This window comes from Phaeobacter italicus (assembly GCF_019801785.1).
GTDB classification, from domain to species: domain Bacteria; phylum Pseudomonadota; class Alphaproteobacteria; order Rhodobacterales; family Rhodobacteraceae; genus Phaeobacter; species Phaeobacter italicus.
Map to the genome: position 1 here is coordinate 103690 of NZ_JAHVIJ010000001.1, position 25378 is coordinate 129067.

General features: G+C 60.5%; 20 protein-coding genes. 10 read left to right on the forward strand and 10 right to left on the reverse strand.

Annotated features, from left to right (window positions below; genetic code table 11):
- The first annotated feature begins 77 nt into the window (after positions 1–77).
- From KUV39_RS00490 to KUV39_RS00505, 4 genes are all read left to right on the forward strand, one after another.
- Positions 78–1652, forward strand: coding sequence for a Re/Si-specific NAD(P)(+) transhydrogenase subunit alpha (locus KUV39_RS00490; RefSeq protein WP_008562809.1), 1575 nt, complete (start codon positions 78–80; stop codon positions 1650–1652).
- Positions 1653–1665: 13 nt separating this feature from the next.
- Positions 1666–3099: an NAD(P)(+) transhydrogenase (Re/Si-specific) subunit beta gene (locus KUV39_RS00495; RefSeq protein WP_008563190.1), complete on the forward strand. Its 1434-nt coding sequence runs from the start codon at positions 1666–1668 to the stop codon at positions 3097–3099.
- A gap of 135 nt (positions 3100–3234) precedes the next feature.
- On the forward strand, positions 3235–3639 hold the full coding sequence (locus tag KUV39_RS00500; RefSeq protein WP_050673570.1) for a PaaI family thioesterase: 405 nt from the start codon (positions 3235–3237) through the stop codon (positions 3637–3639).
- A 112-nt stretch (positions 3640–3751) separates the two neighbouring features.
- Positions 3752–5035, forward strand: coding sequence for a DUF3422 family protein (locus KUV39_RS00505; RefSeq protein WP_008561488.1), 1284 nt, complete (start codon positions 3752–3754; stop codon positions 5033–5035).
- Here KUV39_RS00505 and KUV39_RS00510 read toward each other — a convergent pair.
- The 4 genes from KUV39_RS00510 to KUV39_RS00525 all read right to left on the reverse strand — a co-directional run bounded on the left by KUV39_RS00510 (position 4971) and on the right by KUV39_RS00525 (position 10191).
- Positions 4971–6044: a YeeE/YedE thiosulfate transporter family protein gene (locus tag KUV39_RS00510; protein ID WP_209035010.1), complete on the reverse strand. Its 1074-nt coding sequence runs from the start codon at positions 6042–6044 to the stop codon at positions 4971–4973. The genes KUV39_RS00505 and KUV39_RS00510 overlap by 65 nt on opposite strands.
- Positions 6045–6291: 247 nt before the next feature.
- Positions 6292–7284: an ABC transporter permease gene (locus KUV39_RS00515; RefSeq protein ID WP_008560345.1), complete on the reverse strand. Its 993-nt coding sequence runs from the start codon at positions 7282–7284 to the stop codon at positions 6292–6294.
- Positions 7277–8284: an ABC transporter permease gene (locus KUV39_RS00520; RefSeq protein WP_008561542.1), complete on the reverse strand. Its 1008-nt coding sequence runs from the start codon at positions 8282–8284 to the stop codon at positions 7277–7279. Before KUV39_RS00520 ends, KUV39_RS00515 begins: the two co-directional genes overlap by 8 nt.
- Positions 8285–8493: 209 nt before the next feature.
- Positions 8494–10191, reverse strand: a complete 1698-nt coding sequence (locus tag KUV39_RS00525; protein WP_008559936.1) for a peptide ABC transporter substrate-binding protein — start codon at positions 10189–10191, stop codon at positions 8494–8496.
- Between the two features lie 323 nt (positions 10192–10514).
- On the opposite strand from KUV39_RS00525, the gene KUV39_RS00530 reads away from it, so the two are divergent.
- From KUV39_RS00530 to KUV39_RS00550, 5 genes are all read left to right on the forward strand, one after another.
- On the forward strand, positions 10515–12335 hold the full coding sequence (locus KUV39_RS00530) for an ABC transporter ATP-binding protein (protein WP_046209974.1): 1821 nt from the start codon (positions 10515–10517) through the stop codon (positions 12333–12335).
- A 3-nt stretch (positions 12336–12338) separates the two neighbouring features.
- Positions 12339–13505: an acetylornithine deacetylase gene (argE, locus tag KUV39_RS00535; RefSeq protein WP_222458649.1), complete on the forward strand. Its 1167-nt coding sequence runs from the start codon at positions 12339–12341 to the stop codon at positions 13503–13505.
- 159 nt (positions 13506–13664) lie between these two features.
- A complete protein-coding gene (locus KUV39_RS00540) occupies positions 13665–14831 on the forward strand; it encodes a M20 aminoacylase family protein (protein WP_222458650.1) in 1167 nt (388 codons plus the stop codon).
- Between the two features lie 9 nt (positions 14832–14840).
- On the forward strand, positions 14841–16004 hold the full coding sequence (locus tag KUV39_RS00545) for a M20 aminoacylase family protein (RefSeq protein ID WP_222458651.1): 1164 nt from the start codon (positions 14841–14843) through the stop codon (positions 16002–16004).
- A gap of 91 nt (positions 16005–16095) precedes the next feature.
- Positions 16096–17259: a M20 aminoacylase family protein gene (locus KUV39_RS00550; RefSeq protein ID WP_008562717.1), complete on the forward strand. Its 1164-nt coding sequence runs from the start codon at positions 16096–16098 to the stop codon at positions 17257–17259.
- Between the two features lie 56 nt (positions 17260–17315).
- Here KUV39_RS00550 and KUV39_RS00555 read toward each other — a convergent pair whose 3' ends face one another.
- The 3 genes from KUV39_RS00555 to moaA are packed head-to-tail and all read right to left on the reverse strand — an operon-like array spanning position 17316 to position 20748.
- Positions 17316–18374 (reverse strand): glycosyltransferase family 4 protein, encoded by a 1059-nt coding sequence (locus tag KUV39_RS00555; protein ID WP_222458652.1) that lies wholly within the window; start codon positions 18372–18374, stop codon positions 17316–17318.
- Between the two features lie 12 nt (positions 18375–18386).
- Complete coding sequence (locus tag KUV39_RS00560; protein ID WP_222458653.1) at positions 18387–19739, reverse strand: 3-deoxy-D-manno-octulosonic acid transferase; 1353 nt, start codon at positions 19737–19739, stop codon at positions 18387–18389.
- 1 nt (position 19740) lies between these two features.
- On the reverse strand, positions 19741–20748 hold the full coding sequence (moaA, locus tag KUV39_RS00565; protein ID WP_222458654.1) for a GTP 3',8-cyclase MoaA: 1008 nt from the start codon (positions 20746–20748) through the stop codon (positions 19741–19743).
- A 101-nt stretch (positions 20749–20849) separates the two neighbouring features.
- On the opposite strand from moaA, the gene KUV39_RS00570 reads away from it, so the two are divergent.
- Positions 20850–21338: a hypothetical protein gene (locus KUV39_RS00570; RefSeq protein WP_222458655.1), complete on the forward strand. Its 489-nt coding sequence runs from the start codon at positions 20850–20852 to the stop codon at positions 21336–21338.
- Between the two features lie 91 nt (positions 21339–21429).
- Here the strand turns inward: KUV39_RS00570 and KUV39_RS00575 are convergent, their stop codons facing one another.
- The 3 genes from KUV39_RS00575 to glmU are packed head-to-tail and all read right to left on the reverse strand — an operon-like array spanning position 21430 to position 25318.
- Entirely contained in the window at positions 21430–22158 is a 729-nt protein-coding gene (locus KUV39_RS00575; RefSeq protein WP_222458656.1) for a DNA alkylation repair protein, read from the reverse strand.
- The gene (gene glmS, locus KUV39_RS00580; RefSeq protein WP_222458657.1) at positions 22155–23963 is read right to left on the reverse strand and encodes a glutamine--fructose-6-phosphate transaminase (isomerizing); all 1809 of its coding nucleotides are present in this window, start codon (positions 23961–23963) and stop codon (positions 22155–22157) included. Before glmS ends, KUV39_RS00575 begins: the two co-directional genes overlap by 4 nt.
- Complete coding sequence (glmU, locus tag KUV39_RS00585; protein ID WP_222458658.1) at positions 23963–25318, reverse strand: bifunctional UDP-N-acetylglucosamine diphosphorylase/glucosamine-1-phosphate N-acetyltransferase GlmU; 1356 nt, start codon at positions 25316–25318, stop codon at positions 23963–23965. The genes glmS and glmU overlap by 1 nt, the downstream gene beginning before the upstream one ends.
- Positions 25319–25378: the final 60 nt, after the last annotated feature.

Consider the following 25378-nt stretch of genomic DNA (forward strand, 5'->3'; position numbering starts at 1 on the left):
GTTGCGCAATGTAGTCAAAATATTTGCGATCCGTACTCGCGCGATGCGGGCGGCGAGACAGAAGGGGGACCGACAAGGTGAAAATAGGCACGCCAAAGGAAGTGTTTGACGGCGAGGCGCGTGTTGCGATGACACCCGACTCCGCGGTTCAACTGCAAAAGTTGGGCTATGACTGTGCAATCGAAACCGGCGCCGGTGCAGCAGCCGGTTTCTCGGATGAGGCCTATGAGGCGGCTGGGGTCGAGATTATCAAGACGCCCGCGGCACTTTGGAAATCGGTCGATATCGTTGCCAAGGTGCGTCAGCCCACGGAAACCGAACTGAAGCGGATGACAGCCGGCAAGACGCTGATCTCTTTCTTCAACCCCGGTGGCAACGAAGCGGGCATGGAGCTGGCGCGCTCCAAAGGCGCGAATGTGATCGCGATGGAAATGGTTCCCCGCATCAGTCGCGCGCAAAAGATGGATGCGCTGTCCTCTATGGCCAATATCGCGGGCTACCGTGCCGTGATCGAGGCGGGCAACAATTTTGGCCGTTTCTTTACCGGTCAGATCACCGCTGCAGGCAAGGTGCCCCCGGCCAAGGTGCTGGTTGTGGGCGCAGGCGTTGCCGGTCTTGCGGCGATCGGGGCCTCGACCTCTCTGGGTGCTGTGACCTACGCATTCGACGTGCGTCCCGAAGTGGCCGAGCAGGTCGAATCCATGGGCGCCGAATTTGTCTATCTGGATTTCGAAGAAGAACAGCAGGATGGCGCGGCGACTGGTGGGTATGCGTCTGTCTCCAGCCCGGAATTCCGAGAGGCCCAGCTGGCCAAGTTCCGCGAGCTGGCCCCGGAGATCGACATCGTTATCACCACCGCGCTGATCCCCAACCGAGAGGCCCCCAAGCTGTGGCTTGAGGACATGGTTGCGGCGATGAAGCCGGGTTCGGTGATCGTGGACCTTGCAGCTGAAAAAGGCGGCAACGTCGAAGGCACGGTGATGGACGAGAAGGTTGTCACCGACAATGGCGTGACCATCATCGGCTACACGGATTTCCCCAGCCGGATGGCAACGCAGGCGTCGATGCTATACGCGACCAACATCCGCCACATGATGACCGATTTGACCCCTGAAAAGGACGGCCAGATCGTGCATGACATGGAAGATGATGTCATCCGCGGCGCGACGGTCACGTTCGAAAAGGAAATCACCTTCCCGCCGCCACCGCCCAAGGTGCAGGCGATTGCTGCGCAAAAGAAACCCGATGCCCCCAAGGAGCTGACGGCAGAGGAAAAGCGCGCGCAGGAAGTCGCGGCCTTCAAGGAGCAGACCAAACAGCAGGTCACGCTTCTTGCAGCTGGCGGGGCATTGGTGCTGTTTGTCGGCCTGTTCGCACCGGCGAGCTTTATGCAGCATTTCATCGTGTTTGCGTTGTCGTGTTTCGTTGGCTTCCAGGTGATCTGGAACGTCTCGCACAGCCTTCACACGCCGCTTATGGCGGTAACCAACGCCATTTCGTCGATCATCATTCTGGGTGCGCTGATGCAAATCGGTTCCGGCAGCTTCCTGGTGATCCTGCTCGCCGCGCTTTCGGTCTTTATGGCCGGGATCAATATTTTCGGCGGCTTCCTCGTGACACGGCGCATGCTCGCCATGTTCCAGAAATCCTAAAGGGGCAGAGATCATGGAATTCGGATTTACTACTGCAGCCTATGTGGTTGCTGCTGTTCTCTTCATCCTGTCTCTGGGTGGGCTTTCGGGTCAGGAAAGCGCGAAACGCGCGGTCTGGTACGGGATTGCCGGCATGGCGCTGGCGGTTCTTGCAACGCTCATCGGGCCGGGTGCAGGATTGTGGTTCCTGTCGATCGTTCTGATCGCAGCAGGTGGTATCATCGGCTATTATGTGGCCAAGCGCGTGCAGATGACCGAGATGCCCCAGCTGGTTGCGGCGATGCACTCGCTTGTTGGTCTGGCAGCGGTTTTCGTCGGCTTTATCGCCCATATCGAACTTGGCCGTGTGCTGGCCATGGATGAGGCCGAGAAGAAGGCGCTGGAAGGTTTTGCAGCCCTCCTGGCCAAGAAGGACGGTGTTGAAATCGCGATCCTGCGGGTGGAGCTGTTCTTGGGCGTCTTTATCGGTGCTGTCACTTTCACCGGCTCTGTGATCGCCTATGGCAAGCTGGCGGGCAAAGTGACCTCTGCTGCCGAAAAACTGCCGGGTGGTCATGCGCTGAATGCGGGCGCGGCGGGTTTGTCGCTGCTCTGCCTGATCTGGTACTTCAACACCGGTGGTCTGCTGCCGCTGGTTCTGATGACGATCGCTGCGCTGTTCATCGGCTATCACCTGATCATGGGCATTGGCGGCGCGGACATGCCGGTCGTGGTGTCGATGCTCAACAGCTATTCTGGCTGGGCGGCTGCGGCGATTGGTTTCTCTCTGGGCAACGACCTGTTGATTGTTGTGGGCGCGCTTGTTGGCTCTTCCGGTGCGATCCTCAGCTACATCATGTGTAAGGCGATGAACCGGTCGTTTGTGTCGGTCATCCTTGGGGGCTTTGGCGGTACCGCTGGTCCTGCGATGGAGATCGAAGGTGAGCAGGTTGCCATCGACGCCGAAGGTGTGGCGAATGCCCTGAAGGACGCGGACAGTGTTGTCATCATTCCGGGCTACGGCATGGCGGTTGCGCAGGCACAGCAGAACGTGGCCGAACTGACCCGCCGCCTGCGGGCCAAGGGCAAGAACGTGCGCTTTGCGATCCACCCCGTTGCGGGGCGTCTGCCGGGCCACATGAACGTTCTGCTGGCTGAGGCCAAGGTGCCTTACGACATCGTTCTGGAAATGGACGAAATCAACGAGGACTTCCCGGAGACGGATGTGGCCATTGTTATCGGCTCCAACGACATCGTGAACCCGGCCGCGCAGGAAGACCCCAACTCGCCCATCGCCGGCATGCCGGTGTTGGAATGCTGGAAGGCGAAACAGGTGTTCGTTTCCAAGCGTGGACAGGGGACTGGCTATTCCGGCATCGAAAATCCGCTGTTCTTCAAGGAAAACACCCGGATGTTCTATGGCGATGCGAAACAGTCGCTCGACACTTTGTTGGGGATGATCGACTGATCCAACCAGCAGTTCACCAAAGCAAGGCGTCCCGTTCGGGGCGCCTTTTTTGATGCGCTGCCGCGGCGTCTGTTTTGACAGGCGCAGGGCAGGGTGGTCGGGTTGACCCGTATACAGATAGAGGGGTTGCAGGACATGGATATTTTGAAGATGGGTCAGGAGATCCTCAAGACCCAGCCGTTTAGCCAGTTGGTCGGCGCTGAACTCACCGGTTTTGAGCCGGGACAGGCGGTGCTGGAGCTGGAACTGCGCGACGCGCTGAAGCAGCAGCACGGATTTGCCCACGGCGGTGTGCTTGCCTATCTTGCGGACAATGCGATGACCTATGCCGGTGGATCCGTTCTTGGCAACGTGCTGACGCAAGAGATGAAAATCAACTACGCACGCCCCGCCATAGGAGACCGGCTGATCGCGCGGGCCGAGGTGATTTCCTCTGGCAAGCGTCAGGCAGTGACCCGTTGCGACATCTTTGTTCTGAACGATGGAGAGGAAAAACTGTGCGCTGCCGCCCAGGGGACGATCCTGAGTGTTGAAAAATAGGGGAATTTTCGAACTGTATGCCGTGGTATTCCGGTAAGTTATTGAAATAAAAGATTTCTTTACAGGTTTGTCCTGTTTTGACTAGTCTGCGGAGAAATTCGGAGACCCTGTAATGCCACCGATCGAAGACCATCCCCTGCGCTATCAGCTTGTCAACGAGCTGCACGCCCGCCCATTCCCCACCATGCAAAGCCCCTGCACGGTGGTCTATCTGGCGATCAAACAACCCAGCGAAGCGGTGCACCGGGACCGGACACTGGATCTGCGCCACCTGACGGATCTGCTGGATCGTCATGGCGCGCCACACCCACAGCCGGGGGCTACGCACCATTCTGCCCAGTTGGGACGCCATATGCTCAAGTGGGAGCAACACACCGAATTCGTGAGCTATACGCTCTATTTTGACGGGGTGAGCAAACGGGCCTTTGATCCTGTAGATTTCGATCTGTTCCCCAACGACTGGCTGGCACAGGCTCCCGGTCAGCGCATTACGTCGCTCATGATCCGGCTGGAGCCACGCCCAGCTGAGGAGGAGGCGATCAAATCAGCGTTTGCTGATTGGTTCGTCCCCGAAAGTCTGGCTGTTTCCAGCGTTCTGGACGACAGTGCCATCATGGCGGGGGATTTTCGCATCGATCCGGCGGGGCACATGCGGTTTGCGGTTTTCGTCAGCGACGGAACCGGCAGTCAGCGGATCGGTCGCGTGGTGCAACGAATTTGCGAGATCGAAACCTACCGTGCGATGTCGATGCTTGGGTTTTCCCGGGCGCGTGGATTGTCGCCCTCAATTGGGGCGCTTGATGCGCATCTGAGCGAAATGATGGCGCAGATGACTGGTGCCGAAGCCCCGGCAGAGCAGACCCTGTCCCAACTTCTGACGGTTTCGGCCGAGTTGGAGGCAATGGCGGCCCGTGCGTCTTTCCGATTTGGTGCGACCGGGGCCTATGAGGCGCTGGTCAACCAGCGGATCGCGTTGCTGCGAGAGGTGCGCTACGGCGGCTTCCAGACGTTTGCAGAATTCATGTTGCGCCGGTTTGAGCCGGCCATGCGGACGGTCAAGTCGACCGAGCAGCGGCTGGTCACCCTTGCTGACAGGGCGCGCCGTGCAGGAGAGCTGCTGCGAACGCGGGTGGATGTGGAGCGCAGCGCCCAGAACCAGGCGCTACTGGAAAGCATGGACCGCCGCGCCGATCTGGCGCTTCGGCTTCAGCACACTGTGGAAGGTCTGTCGGTGGTGGCAATCAGCTATTATGCGGTGTCGCTTGCGTCTTACGCGCTTTATCCGCTGGCGCAGGTTTTGTCCGTCAGCAAGGGGATGCTGACGGCGCTGCTTACTCTGCCGGTTGTGCTGCTGGTTTGGTTGTCGGTGCGCCAGATCCGGAAGCGGCTGCATTAAGCAGCCGCTCGACAACGAGCGCCCCGGTCGCAATTGATGCGAGCGCAAGGAGGGCTGCGAGGCTCAGGGTTGGAATACCGGCCAGCCCGGCCCCGACCGTGCAGCCGCCTGCCAGAACGCCGCCCATGCCCATGAGGCCTGCGCCAGCCAAATAGCGGCCGGTCTGGCGCGGGCTGTCAAAGCTCTGCCATTGGAATGTGCCGCTCAGCAGGGCGGCGACCAAGGCCCCGGCCAGCACGCCCGCGACGAGACCTGTGCCAAATCCCGCGGGAACCGCGCTAGAGGCAACGGCGAAAAACAGCGTGTCCGCAGCGGGGGAGGTGAAGGAGAGGCTCTCCATCGCGATGGGGTCGAATTCGTCAAAAAGAACATAGCCGGTGCCGACCCAGGCCAATGGAACCAGGGCACCGATGGCCGCGCCGCCGATCAGCGGCAGCAGACGGTTGCCTGAACGCGCTGCAACAAAAAGCGCAAGCGCCGTGATGACCGCCGCAGCGACGCCCCCGCTGCCTGCAAGTCCCGACAGAGAGGCCGCATCACCCAAGGGCAGCGTCACACTGCCAAGCGCAGTCCGCAGCGGGGCGAATATCCCTTTCAGCGTGGCATGGGCAACGATGGCGAATACCACCATGACCATCAGCGCGCGCAGATTGCCGCTGCCGCCCAGAACCAGAAGCCGCGAGGCGCAGCCCCGGGTGAGGATCATACCGCCACCAAACATCAAACCGCCCAGAACAACGGCCAAAACCGGCAAGTCAGCCACCAGAAGGCGGTGATCTGCAAAGTCGATCCAGCCCTGCGCAACGGCAGCTTGGGTGCCGATCACCGCGACCGCGAGAGCAATGGCCCAAACGCCCGCTGCCTGTCTGCGGTCCTCGCCGACGAGGGCCCGGCGAAAGCAGAATCGTGTCAGCTGGGCCAGTGCACCAAACAGCAGACCAACGCCAAGCGCGAAGTAGACAGACACGGCGCGTGCGCTTGTTTCGTCAAAGCCAAGGGTTTCAAACATATGCGGGCTCCATCATGGCGGCAGTGCCGAGAATTGGAATATTTTCCCGAAATGGCGTGATTGCAGGGCGCTGACAAGAGGAACTCATGGGGAAAGCACAGGGGGATGCAGAACGGTATTCTGTTCGTGCCGATTTCATGAGGCAGATGTCCCGTTGCTGCGGTCATCGCAAAAAACAAACTGGCCGCCCAAGAGCAGGCGGCCAGTTGATATGTTCTTATTTGAATGTGTCGCAGTGTCTGCGTGGTCAGCGGCCGCGGATCCGTGGATCCAAGGCGTCGCGCAGACCGTCGCCCAGATAGTTCACCGACAACACGGTCAGAGAGATCAGGATACCGGGCCACAGCACACGCTCGGGGAAGAGCGTCATCCGGTCAACCGCGTCATTCAGCAGGCGACCCCAGGTGGGGAAGTCCGGCGGGAAGCCAAAGCCAAGGAAGGACAGGGCTGATTCCGTGATGATCGCCGTTGCGATGCCGAGAGTGGCAGAAACCATGATCGGCGACAGCACGTTGGGCAGGATGTGGCGAGAGATGATCTTGTCCGGCTTGGTCCCGATGGAGCGGGCCGCCAGCACGAACTCGCGCTCTTTGATGGCCAGCACGTCACCGCGCACGATGCGGGCTGTCGGCATCCAGGAGGTAATCCCGATCAGGCAGACGATCAGCACGAACACACCGCCCTCAGGGCCGATGGACTTGGACAGGCTTTCGCGGAACAGAACCGCGGCCACCAGGATCATCGGCAGCAGGGGCAGGGCCAGGAACAGGTCGGTCAGGCGCATCAGCAGACCGTCAAGGCGCTTGAAGTAGCCTGCAACCACACCGACCAAGCTGCCCAGAAGCAGCGCCAGCACCATCGCAGCCATACCAACCGCAAGCGAAACCCGCCCGCCGAACATCAGGCGAGACAGCGTGTCGCGACCAAGGTTGTCGGTGCCCAGCGGATAGGCCCAGTCCATCTTGGCCGAGGGGTCCCACAGCGCGTGATAGATCGGCCGCATGTCCCGCAGTTTGATGAAGTCACGGCCGGTCGGCACATATTGGGCATCGTTCCAATAAACCAGCGGGCCGAAGATGACCCCGACACAGATGATCAGGAACAGGATGCCACCCGACAGGGCGCCACGGTGGGACTTGAACTGATCCCACACGTCACGCCACTGGCTGCGCGGCGCCTTCTCGGCCTCCTGCTGCACGCTGGAATGCTGCAGCGGGTCTTTTTTTGCTGCGTCAGTCATAGCGAATCCTCGGGTCCAGAATGCCGTAGAGCACATCGGCGATCAGGTTGAACAACACGATCAGCACGGCAAAGATAAAGGTAAGTGTCTGCACCATCGGCAGGTCGTTGGCCTGGATTGCACCGATCAGCAGCTGACCGATGCCGTTCACCTTGAACACCTGCTCGGTGATGATGGCGCCACCAAAGATCGAGGGGATGCCCAGGGCGATGACGGTAACCACCGGGATCATCGAGTTGCGCAGCACATGCACCATGACCACGACGTATTCGCTCAGGCCCTTGGCGCGGGCGGTGCGAACATAGTCCTGGTTGAGGTTGTCCAGCATGGAGGCGCGCATGAAACGGCTGAGCTGTGCCGTGATCTGCAGCGCCAGAACCATCACCGGCATGACCATCTGCTGCAGCTGTTTGACAAAGGTGTCCCAGCTGTCGACGACAAGAGTGGTGTCATAGATCGACGGGAACCAGCCAAGCTGTACCGAGAAGATCACGATAACCAGAACCCCCGAAAAGAACGGCGGCACTGAGAAGCCCACCATCGACACAAATGTCCCCATCTGGTCAAACCAGCTGTACTGGCGGTAGGCGGAATAGATCCCGATCGGTAGCGCGATGACAATCGCGACGATATAGGCGGTTCCGACAACCCACAGGGTCTGCGGCAGACGCTGAACAACGATGTCCATGACCGGAGAGCGGGTCTGCCAAGAGATCACGCGCAGATCGCCAGCAGAGAAGGTGGTGCCAAAGATATTGTCGATCAGAACCTGGGGTTCGATCCAGAAGAACTGCACCAGCCATTTCCAGAACCGGATATGGACGGGCTCGCCCAGGCCAAGGGCCAGGCGCATCTTTTCTTTGACTTCGGGGGGAACGGTGAGGGGAACCTGCGCCATCGGGTCGCCCGGGGCGAGCTCCAGGAGCAGGAAGATCACGAGACTGATAAACAGCAGTGTCGGCACTGCGAGGATCAGCCGTCGGATGGTAAAAGTCAGCATCAGCCAGGCGCCTTTGCAATTAAGGTGTCATGAGGTTCGCGTCAGCCTTGCCCGTCGTGACGGCAGTGTCACTGGGCTGGGAACGCCATGCGGGCTGTCTTAGGTCAGTTCGAAGGTGACAACAATGCCGGAATCTGCCCCGTGCCGTAACGCGAAAACCAGCAGGCCCCGGCTATGTGCCGGGGCCCCTGTTGACGACTAGATCGCCTTTATTCGGCGCGATGCCAGTCAGCGATGTTCCACAGTTCGCTGTCCCACACGTTCAGATCAACACCACCCAGGGTGTTTGCGTGTGCGGACAGACGGCCGCGGTGGACCAGCGGGATCATGCCGCCTTTTTCGAAGATGATGGTGTTCAGCTTCTGACCGATTTCAACGCGCTTGGCCATGTCGGCGGTGCCGGACAGCTCAGCGTGCAGGGCGTCGAACTCTTCGTCACAGAAACGGGAGATGTTTTCACCCTGCCACTGCGATGCCGGAGTCGGTGCCTTGTCGCACAGACCGTTGCCGAAGTAGGACTGCGGGTCGGTGCCGTTGAAGGTGTTGGCGTACATTTCAACGTCAGCATAGAACTTCTGGAAGGTGTCCGGGGAGCCCGGGTCGCCACCGAAGAAGACCGATGCGTTGATGTTGCGCAGCTCGGCGTCGATGCCGATTTCGCTCCACCACTGTTTGATCAGCGCCTGGAAGTCCTGACGTACAGCGTTGGTGGAGGTCTGGTACAGAACCTTCAGCGGTACACCGTCCTTTTCGCGGATGCCGTCACCATCGGTGTCGACGATACCTGCTTCGTCCAGCATCGCGTTGGCGCCAGCGACGTCCTGCACGTTGCAGCCTTCCGGGCTGATTGCGTAGGCTTCAGGGGCCGGAACCCAGGAGCAGGTCACTTTGCCCGCTTTGCCATAGCCGATTTCAACCAGCAGTTCGCGGTCGATCGCCATGGACATCGCCTTGTAGACGGCGGGGTCGGACAGGAACGGGTGCGGACGCACAACCGAACGCTCATCCGGGCCGAGGTCAGGCGACGGGTTGGTGTTGTTCAGCATCAGACGCTCAACCAGCGGGCCAAAACCAGCAACGGCCTTGCCTTTGCCAGCGGCTTCCATCTGGGAGATCACATCGGGTGCCAGCTGCAGGTTCCAGGCGTAGTCGAATTCGCCGGTTTCCAGAACGGCACGACCAGCTGCAGTTGCGTCACCGCCACCTTTGAACAGCACGCGCGAGAAGGCGGGCTTAGAGGCGTCGCGGTATTGGTCGTTTGCTACGAAGGTGATGACGTCGTTGGGCTTGAACTCTTCAACCACAAACGGGCCGGTGCCGATCGGGCCAAAGTTGGCGTCGGTGCACTCTGGGGCTTTGGCGCCCATGCACTGCTCGAACTGCGCTTTCTGCAGGATCGGGCTCTCACCGCCGACAAACGGGCCGTAAGGGAAGGGGGTGGCTGCGCCGAAGGTCACGACGACGGTATAGTCATCGGGTGTTTCGACAGAGGTCACGCCTTCGAATTTGGTCACCTGTGCACAACCGCCTTCGGGGTGGGTGCAGTATTCATAGGTGAATTTCACGTCGGCCGAGGTCAGCTCGGAGCCGTCGGACCACTTGATGCCTTTTTTCAGCTTCCAGGTGATCGAGGTCAGATCTTCGGACACGCCACCGTTGGAGGTGGTCGGGATCTCTTCTGCCAGCCACGGAACCATTTCGCCGGACGAGTTGTAACGCGCCAGCGGCTCGATCACGAGCGAGGCGGCTTCAACGTCCTTGGTGCCGCCCGAAAGGAACGGGTTCAGGATGGAAGGGGCCTGCCAATAGATAATGTTGACCTGGCCGTCCGATCCCCGTTCGGCAAAGGCTGCGGGAGCGAGAGCAGTTGCCGCAATCGCGCCCATCAAGAGGGTCTTGATTTTCATTTTACACTCCTTGTCGGACACCTAAGTGCCTTTTTTTGAACAAGCCTTTTTGGCCTGCTCGTTTGCCGCATTGCTGCGGGCCGTCCTGTAAGGCATGCCGCCTTTTCCCGTCATGGCTGAGCTCACAAGAATATGACTTCAGCGGAATTGACAGGCAGAGGTGGCTGCACTGCGGGTATCGAATACAGAGTTCCGGGAAATTGCAAGACTTGCGGTCCAGAAAAAAATGAGGTGGGTTTGACGCCGTGAATGCCGTTGCATACACCTTTGTGTTATCGCCACCGCTTTCTAAGAACCAATCAGGACTACAAGGGGACGTCACCGTGCTGGATCAGCCTATTGCACAAATTAAAGGCCTTCGCGTCGAGTTCCAGACAAAAGACGGCCCCGTTGTCGGGGTGCAGGATGTCTCGTTTGATGTGAATCCGGGCGAAACCGTTTGTATCGTGGGCGAATCTGGCTCAGGCAAATCGGTGTCGTCCTTGTCGCTGATGCGCCTGGTCGAGTTCGGTGGTGGTGAAATTACGTCGGGTCAACTTGTGTTCGATCGCCGCGAAGGTGGGCAGGTCGATCTGGGTGATACCGACCAGGCTTTGATGAAGCAGATTCGCGGCAATGAGATCGGAATGATCTTTCAAGAGCCGATGACCGCTCTCAATCCGGTGTTCACGGTGGGCCGCCAGCTGACCGAAGGGCTGCGGATCCACAAAAACATGAACAAGGCCCAGGCCGAGGCCCGTGCCATCGAACTGCTGCGCGAAGTGCGCATCCCCGAGCCTGAGCGTCGGATGAAGCAGTACCCGCATGAACTGTCAGGCGGTATGCGTCAGCGGGTCGTGATCGCGATGGCGATGGCCTGTGAGCCGCGCCTGTTGATTGCGGACGAACCGACCACGGCGCTGGATGTGACCATCCAGGCCGAAATCCTCGCGCTGATGGACCGGCTCAAGCGGGAAACGGGCACAGCGGTCATGTTCATCACGCACGACATGGCCGTCGTCGCACAGATGGCGGACCGTGTGGTGGTGATGTTCCGCGGCAACAAGGTCGAAGAGGGCACAGTCCACGAGATCTTTGAAAATCCGCAGCATGATTACACCAAGGCGCTGTTGGCGGCGGTGCCCAAGCTCGGTGAGATGAGCGGCAAGAACTATCCCGAGCCAATGAAGCTGATGGGAGCCGAAGACCAGAAAATCGAACCGATCAAGGGATCTGATGAGGTCATCCTGAACGTCGAGAACCTGGTGACTCGCTTCCCGGTCAAGGGTGGCCTGCTTCGCCGCACCGTTGCGAATGTGCACGCGGTAGAGGACGTGTCCTTCAAGGTGTTCAAGGGCCAGACCCTGTCGCTGGTTGGGGAATCCGGTTGTGGCAAATCCTCTGCCGGGCGGTCCATTCTGCGTCTGGTCGAACCCCAGTCCGGCAAGGTCGAATTTGAAGGTCGCGATATTCTGGGGCTCAATCAGAACGAACTTCACAAGGCGCGTCAGGACATGCAGATGATCTTTCAGGATCCGTTTGCGTCGCTGAACCCGCAGATGCAGCTGATGGATCAGGTGGCCGAGCCTATGCGCAACTATGGGCTTGCCTCTGGATCAGAGCTGCAGGACCGGGTCGCCAACCTTTTTGACCGTGTACACCTGCCGCGCAGCTTTATGCGCCGCTATCCGCACGAGATGTCCGGTGGTCAACGCCAGCGCATCGCGATTGCCCGCGCCCTTGCGCTGAACCCAAAGCTCATCGTTGCGGATGAGGCCGTTTCGGCCCTTGATGTATCCGTGCAGGCGCAGGTGCTGAACCTGATGATGGAGCTTCAGGCAGAGCTGGGCCTGTCCTTCCTGTTCATCAGCCACGATATGGCTGTCGTGGAACGTGTGTCTCATCAGGTCGGGGTCATGTACCTGGGTCGGATCGTGGAAATCGGCCCGCGGGCGCGTGTCTTTGAAAACCCGCAGCACGCCTACACCCAGGCCCTGATGAAGGCGGTTCCGATTGCGGATCCGAACCAGCGCAAGTCTGAGAAGGATCTGAATTTCAAACCGATCCCGTCTCCGATCCATGACCTGAACTACAGCCCCGAGCCTTCCCAGTACATGGAAGTTGCTCCTGGCCATTTCGTTCTGACCACTGACAGCGGGTACTGATCCATGGCCGAACAGCTGAGCCCACTGGAGATCATGACCAAGTTGGTCTCCTTTCCCACGGTCAGCCGCGACACCAATTTGCCGTTGGTTGACTGGGTGCAGGACTATCTGGACAGCCACGGCATCGTCTCCCATCGCTGGGTTGACCCCGAACAGCCCCACAAGGCCGCTGTCTTTGCCCACGTCGGCCCCGAGGTCGAGGGCGCAGTGGTTCTGTCCGGGCACACGGATGTGGTGCCAGTTGATGGCCAGCCGTGGGATAGCGATCCCTTCACCGTCGTAGAACGGGACGGCAAATATTTCGGTCGTGGCACCTGCGACATGAAGGGTTTTGATGCCTTGGCGATCTGGGGCTTGGTGGCGGCCCACCATCGCGGCGTTAAACGGCCGATGCAGCTTGCGCTCAGCTTTGATGAGGAAATTGGCTGCACCGGGGCCCCGCCGATGATTGAGGAAATGCAGAAGTTCCTGCCCAAGGGCTCTTGCGTGATCGTGGGGGAGCCCTCGACCATGCAGGCGGTCACCGGCCATAAGGGCAGCGTTGGCTTTGACACGCACCTGGTTGGTTTTGAGGTCCACAGTTCGCTGCAGCCCACTGGCGTCAGCGCAATCATGGAAGGCGCGCGCCTGATCGAATGGGCCAATGATCGCAACGCAGAGAACATGGCCAAGACCCCCGATGAGGTTGCAGCGCGGTTTGATCCGCCATTTACGACCTGTCACGTTGGCATGATCGAGGGCGGGACTGCGCATAACATCACCGCGAAAGACTGCAGTTTCATGATGGATTTCCGACTGGTTCCGGGTGAGACCGCAGACCACTGGCAAGAGGCCTATTACGCCCGCATCCGCGAGGTTGAGGCAGGCATGCAGGCCGTCCGACCAGAAACCCGCATCGATGTGAGCCGCGATTTCTATGTCCCGCCGCTGGTGCCAGAGGTGGATGGGGAAGCTGAAACGCTTGTCAGGTCATTGACCGGCGATAACGCAACACATGTTGTGAGCTATGGCACCGAGGCAGGACAGTTTCAGGAAGCAGGTTATTCTGCCGTGATCTGTGGGCCGGGTGACATCGCGCAGGCGCATCAACCCAATGAGTTCATTGAGGTCGCGCAGTTTAATGCGGGGCACAAATTCATGCAGGAACTGGTCGACCGGCTCGCTGGTTGAGCAGGCCTGACGGGCAGCATCCTGCCCAGGTCGGCGGCACTGTACGCCAATACTTGATAAAGCAAGTTTTTTGACGGAGAGTGCCGCAGCCTGCCGCGCGTTAGCGCTGTCGGCAGGACCCGGCCACCGGACCGCGGATTGAAACAGGGGGAAAGACAGATGCCGATCAAGAACAGACTGGCCGAGATGCACGGAGAAATCACCGCCTGGCGTCACCATCTGCATCAGCACCCCGAGCTTATGTACGACGTCCACGAAACCGCAGCCTTTGTTGTGGAAAAGCTCACGTCGTTCGGGATCACGGATATCACGACAGGAATCGGCAAGACCGGTGTTGTCGCTGTCATCGATGGCAAGAGCAATAATTCGGGCCGCGTGATCGGTCTGCGGGCAGACATGGACGCACTGCCCATTACCGAGGCGACGGGCCTTGAGTATGCGTCCACCAAACCGGGGCTCATGCATGCCTGTGGCCACGATGGCCATACATCGATCCTGTTGGGGGCTGCGAAATATCTCGCGGAAACCCGGAACTTTGACGGCCGCGTCGTGCTGATCTTTCAGCCTGCCGAAGAAGGCGGCGCAGGTGGGCTGGCCATGTGTCAGGATGGTCTGATGGATCGCTGGAACATCCAGGAAGTCTACGGCCTTCACAATGCGCCCGGTATTCCGGTGGGCACATTTGCAATTCGCCCGGGGCCGCTTCTGGCGTCGTCCGATGAGTTCGAGATCACGGTGACCGGTGTGGGTGGTCACGCAGCAACGCCGCATGAGGCAGTGGATACCACGCTGGTGGCGGCGCAGATCGTCGTGTCGCTGCAGTCGATCGTAGCGCGCAATGTGGACCCGCTGAGATCGGTGGTTCTGACAGTCGGCACATTTGAAACCGACAGCACTGCATCCAACGTCATTGCCCATACCGCGCGCCTTCAGGGCACGGTGCGGACGTTGGCCAGCGAATGGCGCAGCAAGGCCGAAGATCGCGTCCGCCGCATCGCCGAAGACATCGCCGCGGCCTATGGCGCGCAGGCTGTTGTGAAATGGACGCCCGGCTATCCTGTGACTGTCAACACCGAGGCAGAGACGGCCTACGCGGTTGAGGCCGCGCGGGCTGTGTCGGCCAACGTGGATGATGCCACCGACCCGATCATGCCGTCCGAGGACTTTGCCTACATGCTAGAGGAACGTCCCGGCGCCTATATCTTCCTTGGCAATGGCGACACTGCCATGTGCCACCACCCTGCCTATGTTTTCGACGACGAAGCGATTCCGCTGGGCTGCAGCTGGTTTGCCGAGCTTGTCGAACGACGAATGCCCACAGCCTGAGGTCCCAGAATGCCCGTCAAGAACCGCTTTGCAGATTTGCACGCCGATATTACCGCTTGGCGACGGGACATTCATGAGCATCCGGAGATCCTGTACGATACGCATCGCACCAGCGCCTTGGTTGCGGAAAAGCTGAAAGCCTTTGGCTGTGATGAGGTCGTGACCGGCATCGGGCGCACCGGTGTCGTGGGCGTGATCCGGGGGCGCGAGACGGGTTCTGGTCGCGCGGTTGGTCTGCGCGCGGACATGGATGCCTTGCCGATGCAGGAACAGACCGGATTGGCGCATGCCTCAAAGATCCCCGGCGCCATGCATGGCTGCGGTCATGACGGTCACACGGCCATGCTGCTGGGGGCTGCGCAATATCTGGCAGAGACCCGCAATTTTGACGGCACTGCTGTGGTGATCTTTCAGCCGGCCGAAGAGGGGGGCAATGGCGCCGAAGCGATGGTCAAGGATGGGCTGATGGAGCGGTTCGGAATTGATGAGGTCTATGCCATCCACAATTCACCGGGACTGGAAACCGGGCAGTTTGCCATCCGCTCCGGCGCGCTGCTTGCATCGGTGGATGAATTTATCATTCGCCTGCAGGGGCGGGGCGGGCATGCGGCCAAACCTCATGAAACCCGTGATACCACGGTGATGATGTGCCAGCTGATCTGCGCGCTGCAGACGATTGTCGCACGCAACGTGGACCCGGTGATGCAGGGGGTTCTGTCTGTTACCTCCGCTGAAACCTCTTCCAAGGCGTTCAACGTGATACCTGATCGGGCAGAAGTGAAGGGAACCATCCGCACCCATTCCCGCGACGTGCGGGCGCAGATCCCTGATCGTCTGAGGGCGGTGACCAACGGGATCGCACAGACATTCGGGTGCACGGCCGAGGTTGAGTTTGTGAACGGCGTGCCAGTGACCATCAACGATGCTGCGGCGACCGATCACGCCCGCGCCGCAGCCGAGGCTGTGTCGGGCAGCTGTGGAGAGGTGCCGCTGTCCATGGGGGGTGAGGATTTCTCTTTCATGCTGGATGCGCGGCCCGGCGCGATGATCCGGCTGGGCAATGGCGACAGCCGCGGCCTGCACCATCCCGAATACGATTTCAACGATGACGCCATTCCTGCAGGCTGCAGTTGGCTCGTGACGATGATCGAACAGCGCTTGCCGCTGAATTGAGGACACTGGCGGGGCAGAACAGCCGCGCGCGTATTGAAAGACTGGGGCAGAGCCACAGCTGTGATCTGCCATTGACGGAAAGGAAGACAACATGCCCGTAAAGAACCGTTTTGCCGAAATGCAGGAAGAAATCACCGCATGGCGCCGTGATATTCATGAACATCCCGAAATCCTGTTTGAAACCCATCGCACGAGTGCTCTTGTCGCGGAGAAGCTGAAGGAATTTGGCTGTGACGAGATCGTCACCGGCATTGGTCGTACCGGTGTTGTTGGTGTGATCAAGGGCAAGGCTGACACATCTGGAAAGGTGATTGGTCTGCGGGCCGACATGGATGCGTTGCCGATTCATGAACAGACCGGGCTGGACTATGCCTCCAAAACAGATGGCGCAATGCATGCCTGCGGCCACGACGGTCACACTGCGATGCTTCTTGGGGCCGCGAAATACCTCGCAGAGACCCGCAATTTCGACGGCACTGTCGTGGTGATCTTCCAGCCTGCCGAGGAAGGTGGCGGCGGCGGCCGCGAGATGTGCGAAGATGGCATGATGGACCGCTGGAACATTCAGGAGGTCTACGGCATGCACAACTGGCCAGGGCGCCCGGTCGGCTCCTTTGCGATCCGTCCGGGGGCGTTCTTTGCGGCGACCGACCAGTTTGACATCACATTCGAAGGCCGTGGCGGCCATGCCGCGAAGCCGCAGGAAACCATCGACACCACCGTGATGTCGGCGCAGGCGGTTCTGGCGCTGCAGACCATTGCCTCGCGCAATGCCGACCCGGTTGAGCAGATCGTTGTCTCCGTGACCTCCTTTGAGACGTCCTCGAAAGCGTTCAACGTCATTCCGCAGAGCGTCCAGATCAAAGGTACAGTGCGCACGATGTCCGCAGATATGCGCGACCTTGCCGAAAAGCGGATCAAGGAAATCTGTGCAGGTGTTGCGGCGACCTTTGGTGGGACGGCAGATGTGACCTACTATCGCGGGTATCCGGTGATGGTGAACCACGAAGAGCAGACCGATTTTGCCGCCAAGGTGGCAGAGGGTATCTCTGGGTCTTGCGAAGAGGCCCCGCTGGTCATGGGCGGCGAAGACTTTGCTTTCATGCTCGAAGAGCGCCCCGGTGCCTATATTCTGGTCGGTAATGGCGACACGGCAGCGGTGCACCACCCTGAATACAACTTCACCGACGACGCCATCCCTGCCGGTTGCAGCTGGTGGGCTGAAATTGTCGAACAGCGGATGCCTGCCGCCTGATCCAGGCCCGTCGACTGAAATGGAAAAACCGCCCTCTCATCGGGGGCGGTTTTTTGTCAGCTCTGCGCGGAGGAGGGGGCGCCCCATAAGGCGTCGTAGACCGCGCCGATGCCGTCTGCCTCCTTTTGCGCGCTGAAACTGTGCAGGGCAACGTCCCGTGCCCGCGCAGCCATTGCCCCAAAGGTGTCTGCATCATTCAGCACGCCCAAGGTCGCATCCACAGCGTCACCGACGGCCCCCAACGGGACGACACGCCCAACGGTTTCTTGCGCAGAAAAGGACCGGTAGTAGCCCGTATCAGAACCGACAAACGGCACAGCGCTGGCCAGACCTTCCAGTGGCGCCATACCGTAGCCTTCGTAGCGGGGGAGTTGCACAACCAGCGACAAGGCCCGCATCACACGTGGCAGGTCAGCTGCGGGGATCTCGCCGGGAAACAGGATCCGCTCGCTCAGGCCTGCGTCCTTGATGCGGGCCTGCAACCCTTTCAGAAACCCCTGATGTTCCCGCGCGGCCCGGCCCACGATCAACGCCACCACGTCCGGCTGTTGTGGCAAAACCTGCAGCATCGTGTCCACAAACAGGTCCGTGCCTTTTTCAGGGCGAATACGTCCGACCGTTGCGATCCCTCTGCCGCCGCCATAGCCCAGTGAGGCCCATGCCGTTTCCCGGTTCTCGGCAGGGCAGAACACATCGGTATCCACGCCATGCGGCACCACGGCGCGTACATGCGGGACGTATGTTGCAGCGGCTTCTGTGGTGGCAATGACCGCATCCATGCGCGAGATCAGCCAGCGCGGAAACGCGGAATGGCGACGCTGCGCTGCGGAGGTGAAGACGATCCTGATCGGCAGGCGCAGCACATCGCGGGCCCAGATCGCTGCCCGCATTTCCGTGTTGCGACGCACATGCCAGATCGCAAAGGGCTTGTCGCTGGCATGTCTGCGCGTTGCGGCGCGGGCGGCAGCGACGCTGATGGGGTCGGGGCAGCCGGGCAGCGGGCGGCCAACCAGCGCCATGTCATATCGTCGGGCCTGCTGGCGGACGACATTGGCTGCTGTTGCCGATACCCCGGTAAAGTTGCGGTTGAAGTTCGTAACAAGAAGATCGGCCATGATGAAATATCTTTAGCGGCGGGGGCGGCTGGGGGCGGGCCCCTGAAGGTTGAGCGTTTCAATCAGCAGATCGACGACCCCATCAAGTGCGGCCGCCTGTGACAGCACAACACTGCGGGCCGCATCGCGGGCCTGATCGAGCGCGCTGCAGTCGCTGAGCCAGGTCTGCACGGCTGCTGCGAGGCTCTGGCCATCCTGGACTTCGACGGCGCCACCGGCCGCAATTAGGGGAGGGAAGGTTTCAGCGAAATTTGAATACCCCGGACCGGTCAGCACGGCAGACCCTGCCTGGGCGACCTCAAAGGGGTTGTGCCCCCCAATCGGCGCCAAGGATCCGCCAAGGAAAACGATGGGCGAGAGCGCATACCAAGTCCCGACTTCGCCCAATGTGTCCGCGAGATAAATCTGGATGTCGGAGGTCAGCGCCTCTCCCTTGCTGCGCTGCGCAAATGTCAGCCCGGCCTTGCGGATCAGATCCGCGACTTCATCCGCGCGCTCGGGGTGGCGAGGGGCAAGCAGCAGGCAAAGCGAGGGATCAGTCTCAAGCAGCGCTTTGTGGGCCGCAATGACGGCCTGTTCTTCCCCTCTGTGTGTCGAACTCGCGATCCAGACGCGGCGGCGACCAAGCGCTGTGCGCACGGCCTCCAGCGCGGCGCGATCAACGGGCAGAGGGGCGGACCCCGCCTTGAGATTGCCGCTGGGGTGCACCCGCTCTGCACTGGCCCCGAGCTCGATGAGGCTCTCGCCCATTCCCGGGTTCTGGCTCAGCAGGACGTCGAACTGTTGCATGACAAAGGCAGCCACCGCAGGCTTGGATTTCCAGCGCTCGATTGATTTGGCAGACAGACGGGCATTGACCAGCGCCAGTTTGCAGCCTTCGCGCTTTGCCGCGTCCAGCGTGACAGGCCAGAGTTCGCTTTCAACAAAAAGGGCGGCGTCAGGTTTCCAATGGGACAGGAACCGGCGCACCGGTCCGCTTGCATCCAACGGGGCAAACTGATGACGGCAGCGTTCTGGCAGACGCTTGGCCATCATGTCGGCAGAGCTGGCGGTGCCGGAGGTCAGCAGAAACTCGGCCTGCGGCAGACGCGGCAGCAACTTGTCGATCAGGCTCAGCGCGGCCAGGCTTTCGCCGACAGAGGCCCCGTGAAACCAGACCAGCGGCTTGTGTGTGCCATCTGCCGTCTTGGACGCGGGACGTGGGAGGCTTGCATAACCAAGACGCTCGCGCTGACGTTCCGGGCTGACGCCATGTTCAGCCAGTTTGCCTGCCACCTTGCGAAAAGCAAAAGGCGCGAGCATCGCTGTGGCTGCGCGGTAGATGTGGAACAGCGCCGGACGGTCGGCGGATGTGTCGCGGGTCATCTCAGCCGCCGGTATGGCTCATGTGGCGTGGCATCTGCCCGTCTAGCCGCTGGCGGGAATAGTCGAAATCATGGCCTTTGGGCTTGTGCAGGATCGCGGCTCGGATGGCGTCTTCCAGCGCGGTTTCATCATTGGGATGATCGCGCAACGGGGCGCGCAGATCGGCCATGTCTTCTTGGCCAAGGCACATGTACAGCTCACCGGTGCAGGTGAGACGCACGCGATTGCAGCTTTCGCAGAAATTATGCGACAGCGGTGTGATAAAACCGATCTTCTGGCCGGTTTCCTCGAGCCGGACATAGCGGGCTGGCCCGCCGGTCCGCTCTGTCAGGTCGCTCACAGTGTAGTGGTCTTCATAGGCGCGGCGCACGTCCTTGAGGGACCAGTATTGGCCCAGACGGTTTTCATTTCCGATATCGCCCATCGGCATGACCTCGATCCAGGTGAGATCCATATCGCGCTCAGCGCACCAGCGGGTGATGCTGGGCAGCTCGTCCTCGTTGAACCCCTTGAGGGCCACGGCATTGATCTTGATCCGCAACCCGGCCTTTTGCGCCGCATCAATGCCGCGCATCACTTGCGGCAGGCGTCCCCAGCGGGTGATGTCGGCAAATTTGCCCTCGTCGATGGTGTCCAGAGATACATTCACCCGTCGCACTCCGGCGTCATAGAGATCCTGAGCGTATTTCTCCAGCTGAGAGCCGTTTGTCGTCAGCGTCAGCTCCTTCAGGGCACCGCTGTCAAGGTGGCGGGTCATGGCGCGGAAAAAGGTTATGATGTCACGCCGCACCAATGGTTCACCGCCAGTGATGCGCAGCTTTTCAACCCCCATGCCGACAAAGGTCGAACACATCCGGTCCAGTTCCTCAAGCGTGAGGAGATCCTTCTTGGGCAGGAAGGTCATGTTTTCGGACATGCAATAGACGCAGCGAAAATCGCAGCGGTCGGTCACCGAAACGCGCAGGTAGGTGATTGCGCGGGCGAAGGGATCAATCAGCGGAGCAGTCATTCTTCTTAGGTAAAGCCGCTATGGGCCTGCGGCAAGAGGGGAGTTGCAATCAGCCCTGTTTGTCACTGGTCAACACCAGAGAGCGGGGCTAGGGTCAGGCCATGCGTTATTCTGTTTTGATCCTTTCATCCGTCGCCTTTGTGGGTGCCTGTGGCCCGCTGCAGTGGAACTCTTCCATTCTTGGGCCGCGCAGCGGCGGTGGTTCGGCCCCCGTTGCACCCGCGTCACCATCAACCGTGCCTGCTGCGCCGGACGTTGCGGCCACGCCGCTTGCACCGCTGGAGGCCGGGACCACATCTGTCGCACCGGCACCGGGAACACCGGCAACCAGTGCAGGCTACACGGGGCGCGCCACAACAGTGGCGAGCCTTGGTGATCCGTCCCAATCGGGCCTGTGGATGGAGACGCCGCTTGTGTCTTCTGCGCAGCGCGCGCGGGTGCGCAGCCCCCGTGGCAACGAAGTTGTGCTGACCCTGCGGCCAATCGAAGGGGCTGCCGGTGCAGGGAGCCGCCTGTCGATTGATGCGATGCGCGCGTTGGGGTTGCCGTTGACCGAACTGGTAGAGGTTCAGGTTCTGCCAGCGGGCTGAGCGGGCCTGCCTGGTAAGTTGGGAGTAAATCAAAACGGCGCGGGTGACCGCGCCGTTTTGGTGTTTGCCACATGGTCCGTTGGACGACCGGTCAGCTTGCCGCGTCCTCCTGCGAGGAGGCGGCTGCGCTTTGTTGTGCGGACTTGCGCAGGTATTTGGCCGCTTCCTTCCGGGCAAAGGCTTTCATTGCTTCGCCATGCTGCAGCAGAAAGGCGCGGCTCATGTCCGGGTCATGTTTTGACAGATCACGGATCCACCAGGCGACCGCCTTTTGGATGAACCAGTTGCGATCAGGGACATAGCTGGCGGCCCAGGCGACGATCTGTTCGCGCTGGTCCAGTTCGGCTGGTTTCGGGTTGGCCAGTTTCGCCCAGGGCAAAGTGCTGACCAATGCGGCGCGGCGGGTCCACATGTGTTCTGACGTGGTCCATTCGCTGATCTCCTCCAGCCGCGCCGGCTGGGCCTGAAGGCGCTTGCCGATGGCTGATGCGACCGCATCCGCGATGGCCCAGCTGTCAAAGTCCGCAACCCAAGATGTCAGCAGCTGCCAAACGGCCTCGTCTTCCTTGATCCGAGCCTGCGTCAGCAACTTGGCCGCCAGAATGCGGGCCTCAAAGATGTTGCTCTGCCACAACTCTGCTGCAAGGCTAACGCGCGCGTCGAGGTCAAGTTGCTGCCGCCAGCTCTTGGCCAGATCGTTGAGTGCTACATTCGAAACGCCAAGCACCTCGCGGCTCTGCTTGTGGTAGGCCGCCATCTGTTCTGCCCGGCCCGGCTCAATATGGGTCCTCAGCGCCTCCAGCGCGTCGTCGCAGGTCATTCGACGGTCACGGATTTGGCGAGGTTTCGAGGCTGGTCCACATCGGTGCCCTTGGCAATCGCGGTGAAATAGGCGATCTGCTGCGCCGGTACGGCATAGAGGATCGGCGCGAGCGCATCAGGGATCTGCGGCATGATGATCACCTCATGGGTGCCTTCGCCAGCGATCTTTGCGCCTTCGGCATCAGTCACCAGGATCACCTTGCCACCACGGGCCATGACCTCCTGCATGTTGGAGACTGTTTTCTCAAACAACTCGTCCCGCGGAGCCAGCACCACCACGGGCACCTTTTCATCAATCAATGCAATCGGCCCATGTTTCAGTTCGCCACTGGCGTACCCTTCGGCGTGGATATAGCTCAGCTCTTTCAGCTTCAGCGCACCTTCAAGTGCCAATGGGTACAGCTGGCCCCGGCCAAGGAAGATGATGTCCTGAGCCTTGGCAAGGCTGCGGGCAGAGGCGGCAATCTGTTTTTCGCCTGCCAGCGACTGGTGGATCAGTCCGGGCAGGGATCGCAGGTCACCCGGCATGCCCTCAGGCAGTGGCAGGCCGCGCTGTTCAGCAGCACGCAGCGCCAACAGCAGCAGGATCGACAGCTGACAGGTAAAGGCCTTGGTGGATGCGACCGAAATCTCGGGCCCGGCATGAAGCGGCAGGATCACATCGCTTTCACGTGCGATGGAACTCTCGGGTACGTTGACCAGCCCGACGATCTTGTCTGCCTTGCCGTCCATATACCGCAGCGCAGCCAGCGTATCGGCTGTTTCGCCGGACTGAGAAACAAACAACGCAAGCGTATTGGGCGCCACAGGAGGCTCGCGATAGCGGAACTCCGAGGCCACATCGACCTCAACCGGCAGACGGGCGATCCGTTCAAACCAGTATTTGGCGACCATGCAGGCGTAGAACGCAGTGCCGCAGGCCACCATCGTGAGACGCTCGACTTTGGTGAAATCAAGCCCCTCTGGCAGGGTGATCTCTGCGTTGTCGTTCATATAGGCCTTGAGCGCGCGATCAATGGCGACGGGCTGTTCCGCAATCTCCTTGGCCATGAAATGCTTGTGCCCGTCTTTGTCGACGCGGGCGTTTTCCAGAACGATCTTGCGCTTTTCGCGGTTTGCAATCGCGCCGCGCTGGTCGCGGATTTCAAGGCTGTTACGGGTCAGGACCGCGAAATCGCCCTCTTCCAGGTAGCTGATTTCATCCGTGAAAGGCGCGAGCGCGATGGCATCGGAGCCGACGAACATCTCGCCGTCGCCATGACCCACCGCCAAGGGGGAGCCCTTGCGCGCCGCGATCATCAGATCCTCTTCGCCTTCGAACAAGAAGGCGAGGGCAAACGCCCCATCAAGCTGCTGAACGGTTTCGTAGGCCGCTTCAACGGGGGCTTTCCCGTCGGCTATCAACGACTCGCACAGGAGGGCGACAGTTTCCGTGTCGGTTTCAGTGGCAAAGGTGATGCCCTTGCGGCCCAGATCCGCGCGCAGGTCCTTGAAGTTTTCGATGATGCCATTGTGAACAACAGCAACACGGCCCGCGCGGTGGGGGTGGGCGTTGCCCACGGTCGGGGCCCCGTGGGTGGCCCAACGGGTGTGACCGATGCCGGACTTTCCAGCCAGCGGTTCATGCACCAAAAGGTCCGATAGATTGGCGAGCTTGCCCACCGCACGGCGCCGGGCGAGATCACCGTTGTTGACGGTTGCAATCCCGGCGCTGTCGTAGCCGCGGTATTCCAACCGCTTCAGTGCTTCGACAAGAATGGGGGCTGCCTCGTGATTGCCGAGAACACCGACGATGCCACACATTATTCGGCTCCTTTCTGGAGACGGGCCTTCTTGGCGCGCAGCATGTCCATCAGCTTGCGGGCTCGGCCAGTTTTGTTTTGCTGTTCGGCGCGGCCAAGGGCCAGAGCGCCGTCCTCGATATTCTTGGTCACCACTGTGCCTGTCGCGGTCATGGCCTCATGGCCCACCTTGACCGGCGCAATCAGCATGGTGTTCGAGCCGATAAAGGCGCGCGCTCCAATTTCGGTGCGGTGCTTCATCACGCCGTCGTAGTTGCAGGTGATGGTGCCCGCCCCGATGTTGGTGGCGGCTCCGACGCTGGCGTCGCCGATATAGCTCAGATGGTTGACCTTGGCGCCTTCGGCGATCTCGGCGTTTTTGATTTCGACAAAGTTGCCGATATGCGTGTCTTCGGCGAGCTCCGCTCCGGGGCGCAGGCGCGCATACGGGCCGACCTTGGCGCCGCGCGAGACATGACAGCCTTCCAAATGGGAAAACGCCCGGATCAAGGCGCCGCTTTCCACTGTGACGCCGGGACCGAAAACCACATTGGGTTCGATCACGGTGTCTCGCCCGATCATGGTGTCAAACGCCAGGTAGACGGTTTCCGGAGCCATCAGGGTAACGCCCAGATCCAACAGCTCTGCACGCGCCTTGGCCTGGAATACGGCATCTGCCTTTGCCAGTTCCGCACGGGAGTTGATACCAAGCGTCTCAGCCTCATCGCAGGACACGGCGGTGACACTCAGGCCTTCGGCGCGCGCAAGGGCAGGCAGGTCCGTCAGATAGTATTCCCCGGCGGCATTGTCGTTGCCGACCTTCTCCAGCAGTCCAAGCATCTGCTTGGCGTCGCCTGCCATCAGACCAGAGTTGCAGAAGGTGATTGTCCGCTCTTCCTCGTTTGCGTCCTTGTACTCGACGATCTTTTCGAGCGTATCGCCCCGCATCACCAACCGGCCATAGCGTGCAGGATCTGCGGCCTCAAAGCCCAGGACGACCAGATCGGCGCGGGCGCGAGCGGCGACCATGCGTTCGATGGTGTCGGCGCTGATGAACGGCGTATCACCGTAAAGCACCACGATATCCCCATCAAATCCCGAAAGGGCATCCTTGGCCTGCGCGACGGCGTGACCGGTGCCCAGCTGTTCTTCTTGCAGCACCACGGTGGCTGTTTCGTCGATCTCGGCAACTGCTGCGCGGACCAGATCAGCCCCGTGACCGGCCACCACGATGGTGCGTTCCGGCTCAAGCGACCGCCCGGCGGCCATGGCGTGTTCCAGCATCGGAACCTGCGCGATCGGATGCAGAACCTTTGGAAGGTCAGAGTTCATCCGCGTGCCTTTGCCTGCGGCCAGAATGACGAGGGCTGTGCTCATGTTTTCTTTTCTCTTTGTCTTTTCAGCGCCCCCGTTTTATCCGCTAACAGCAGGCGTGCA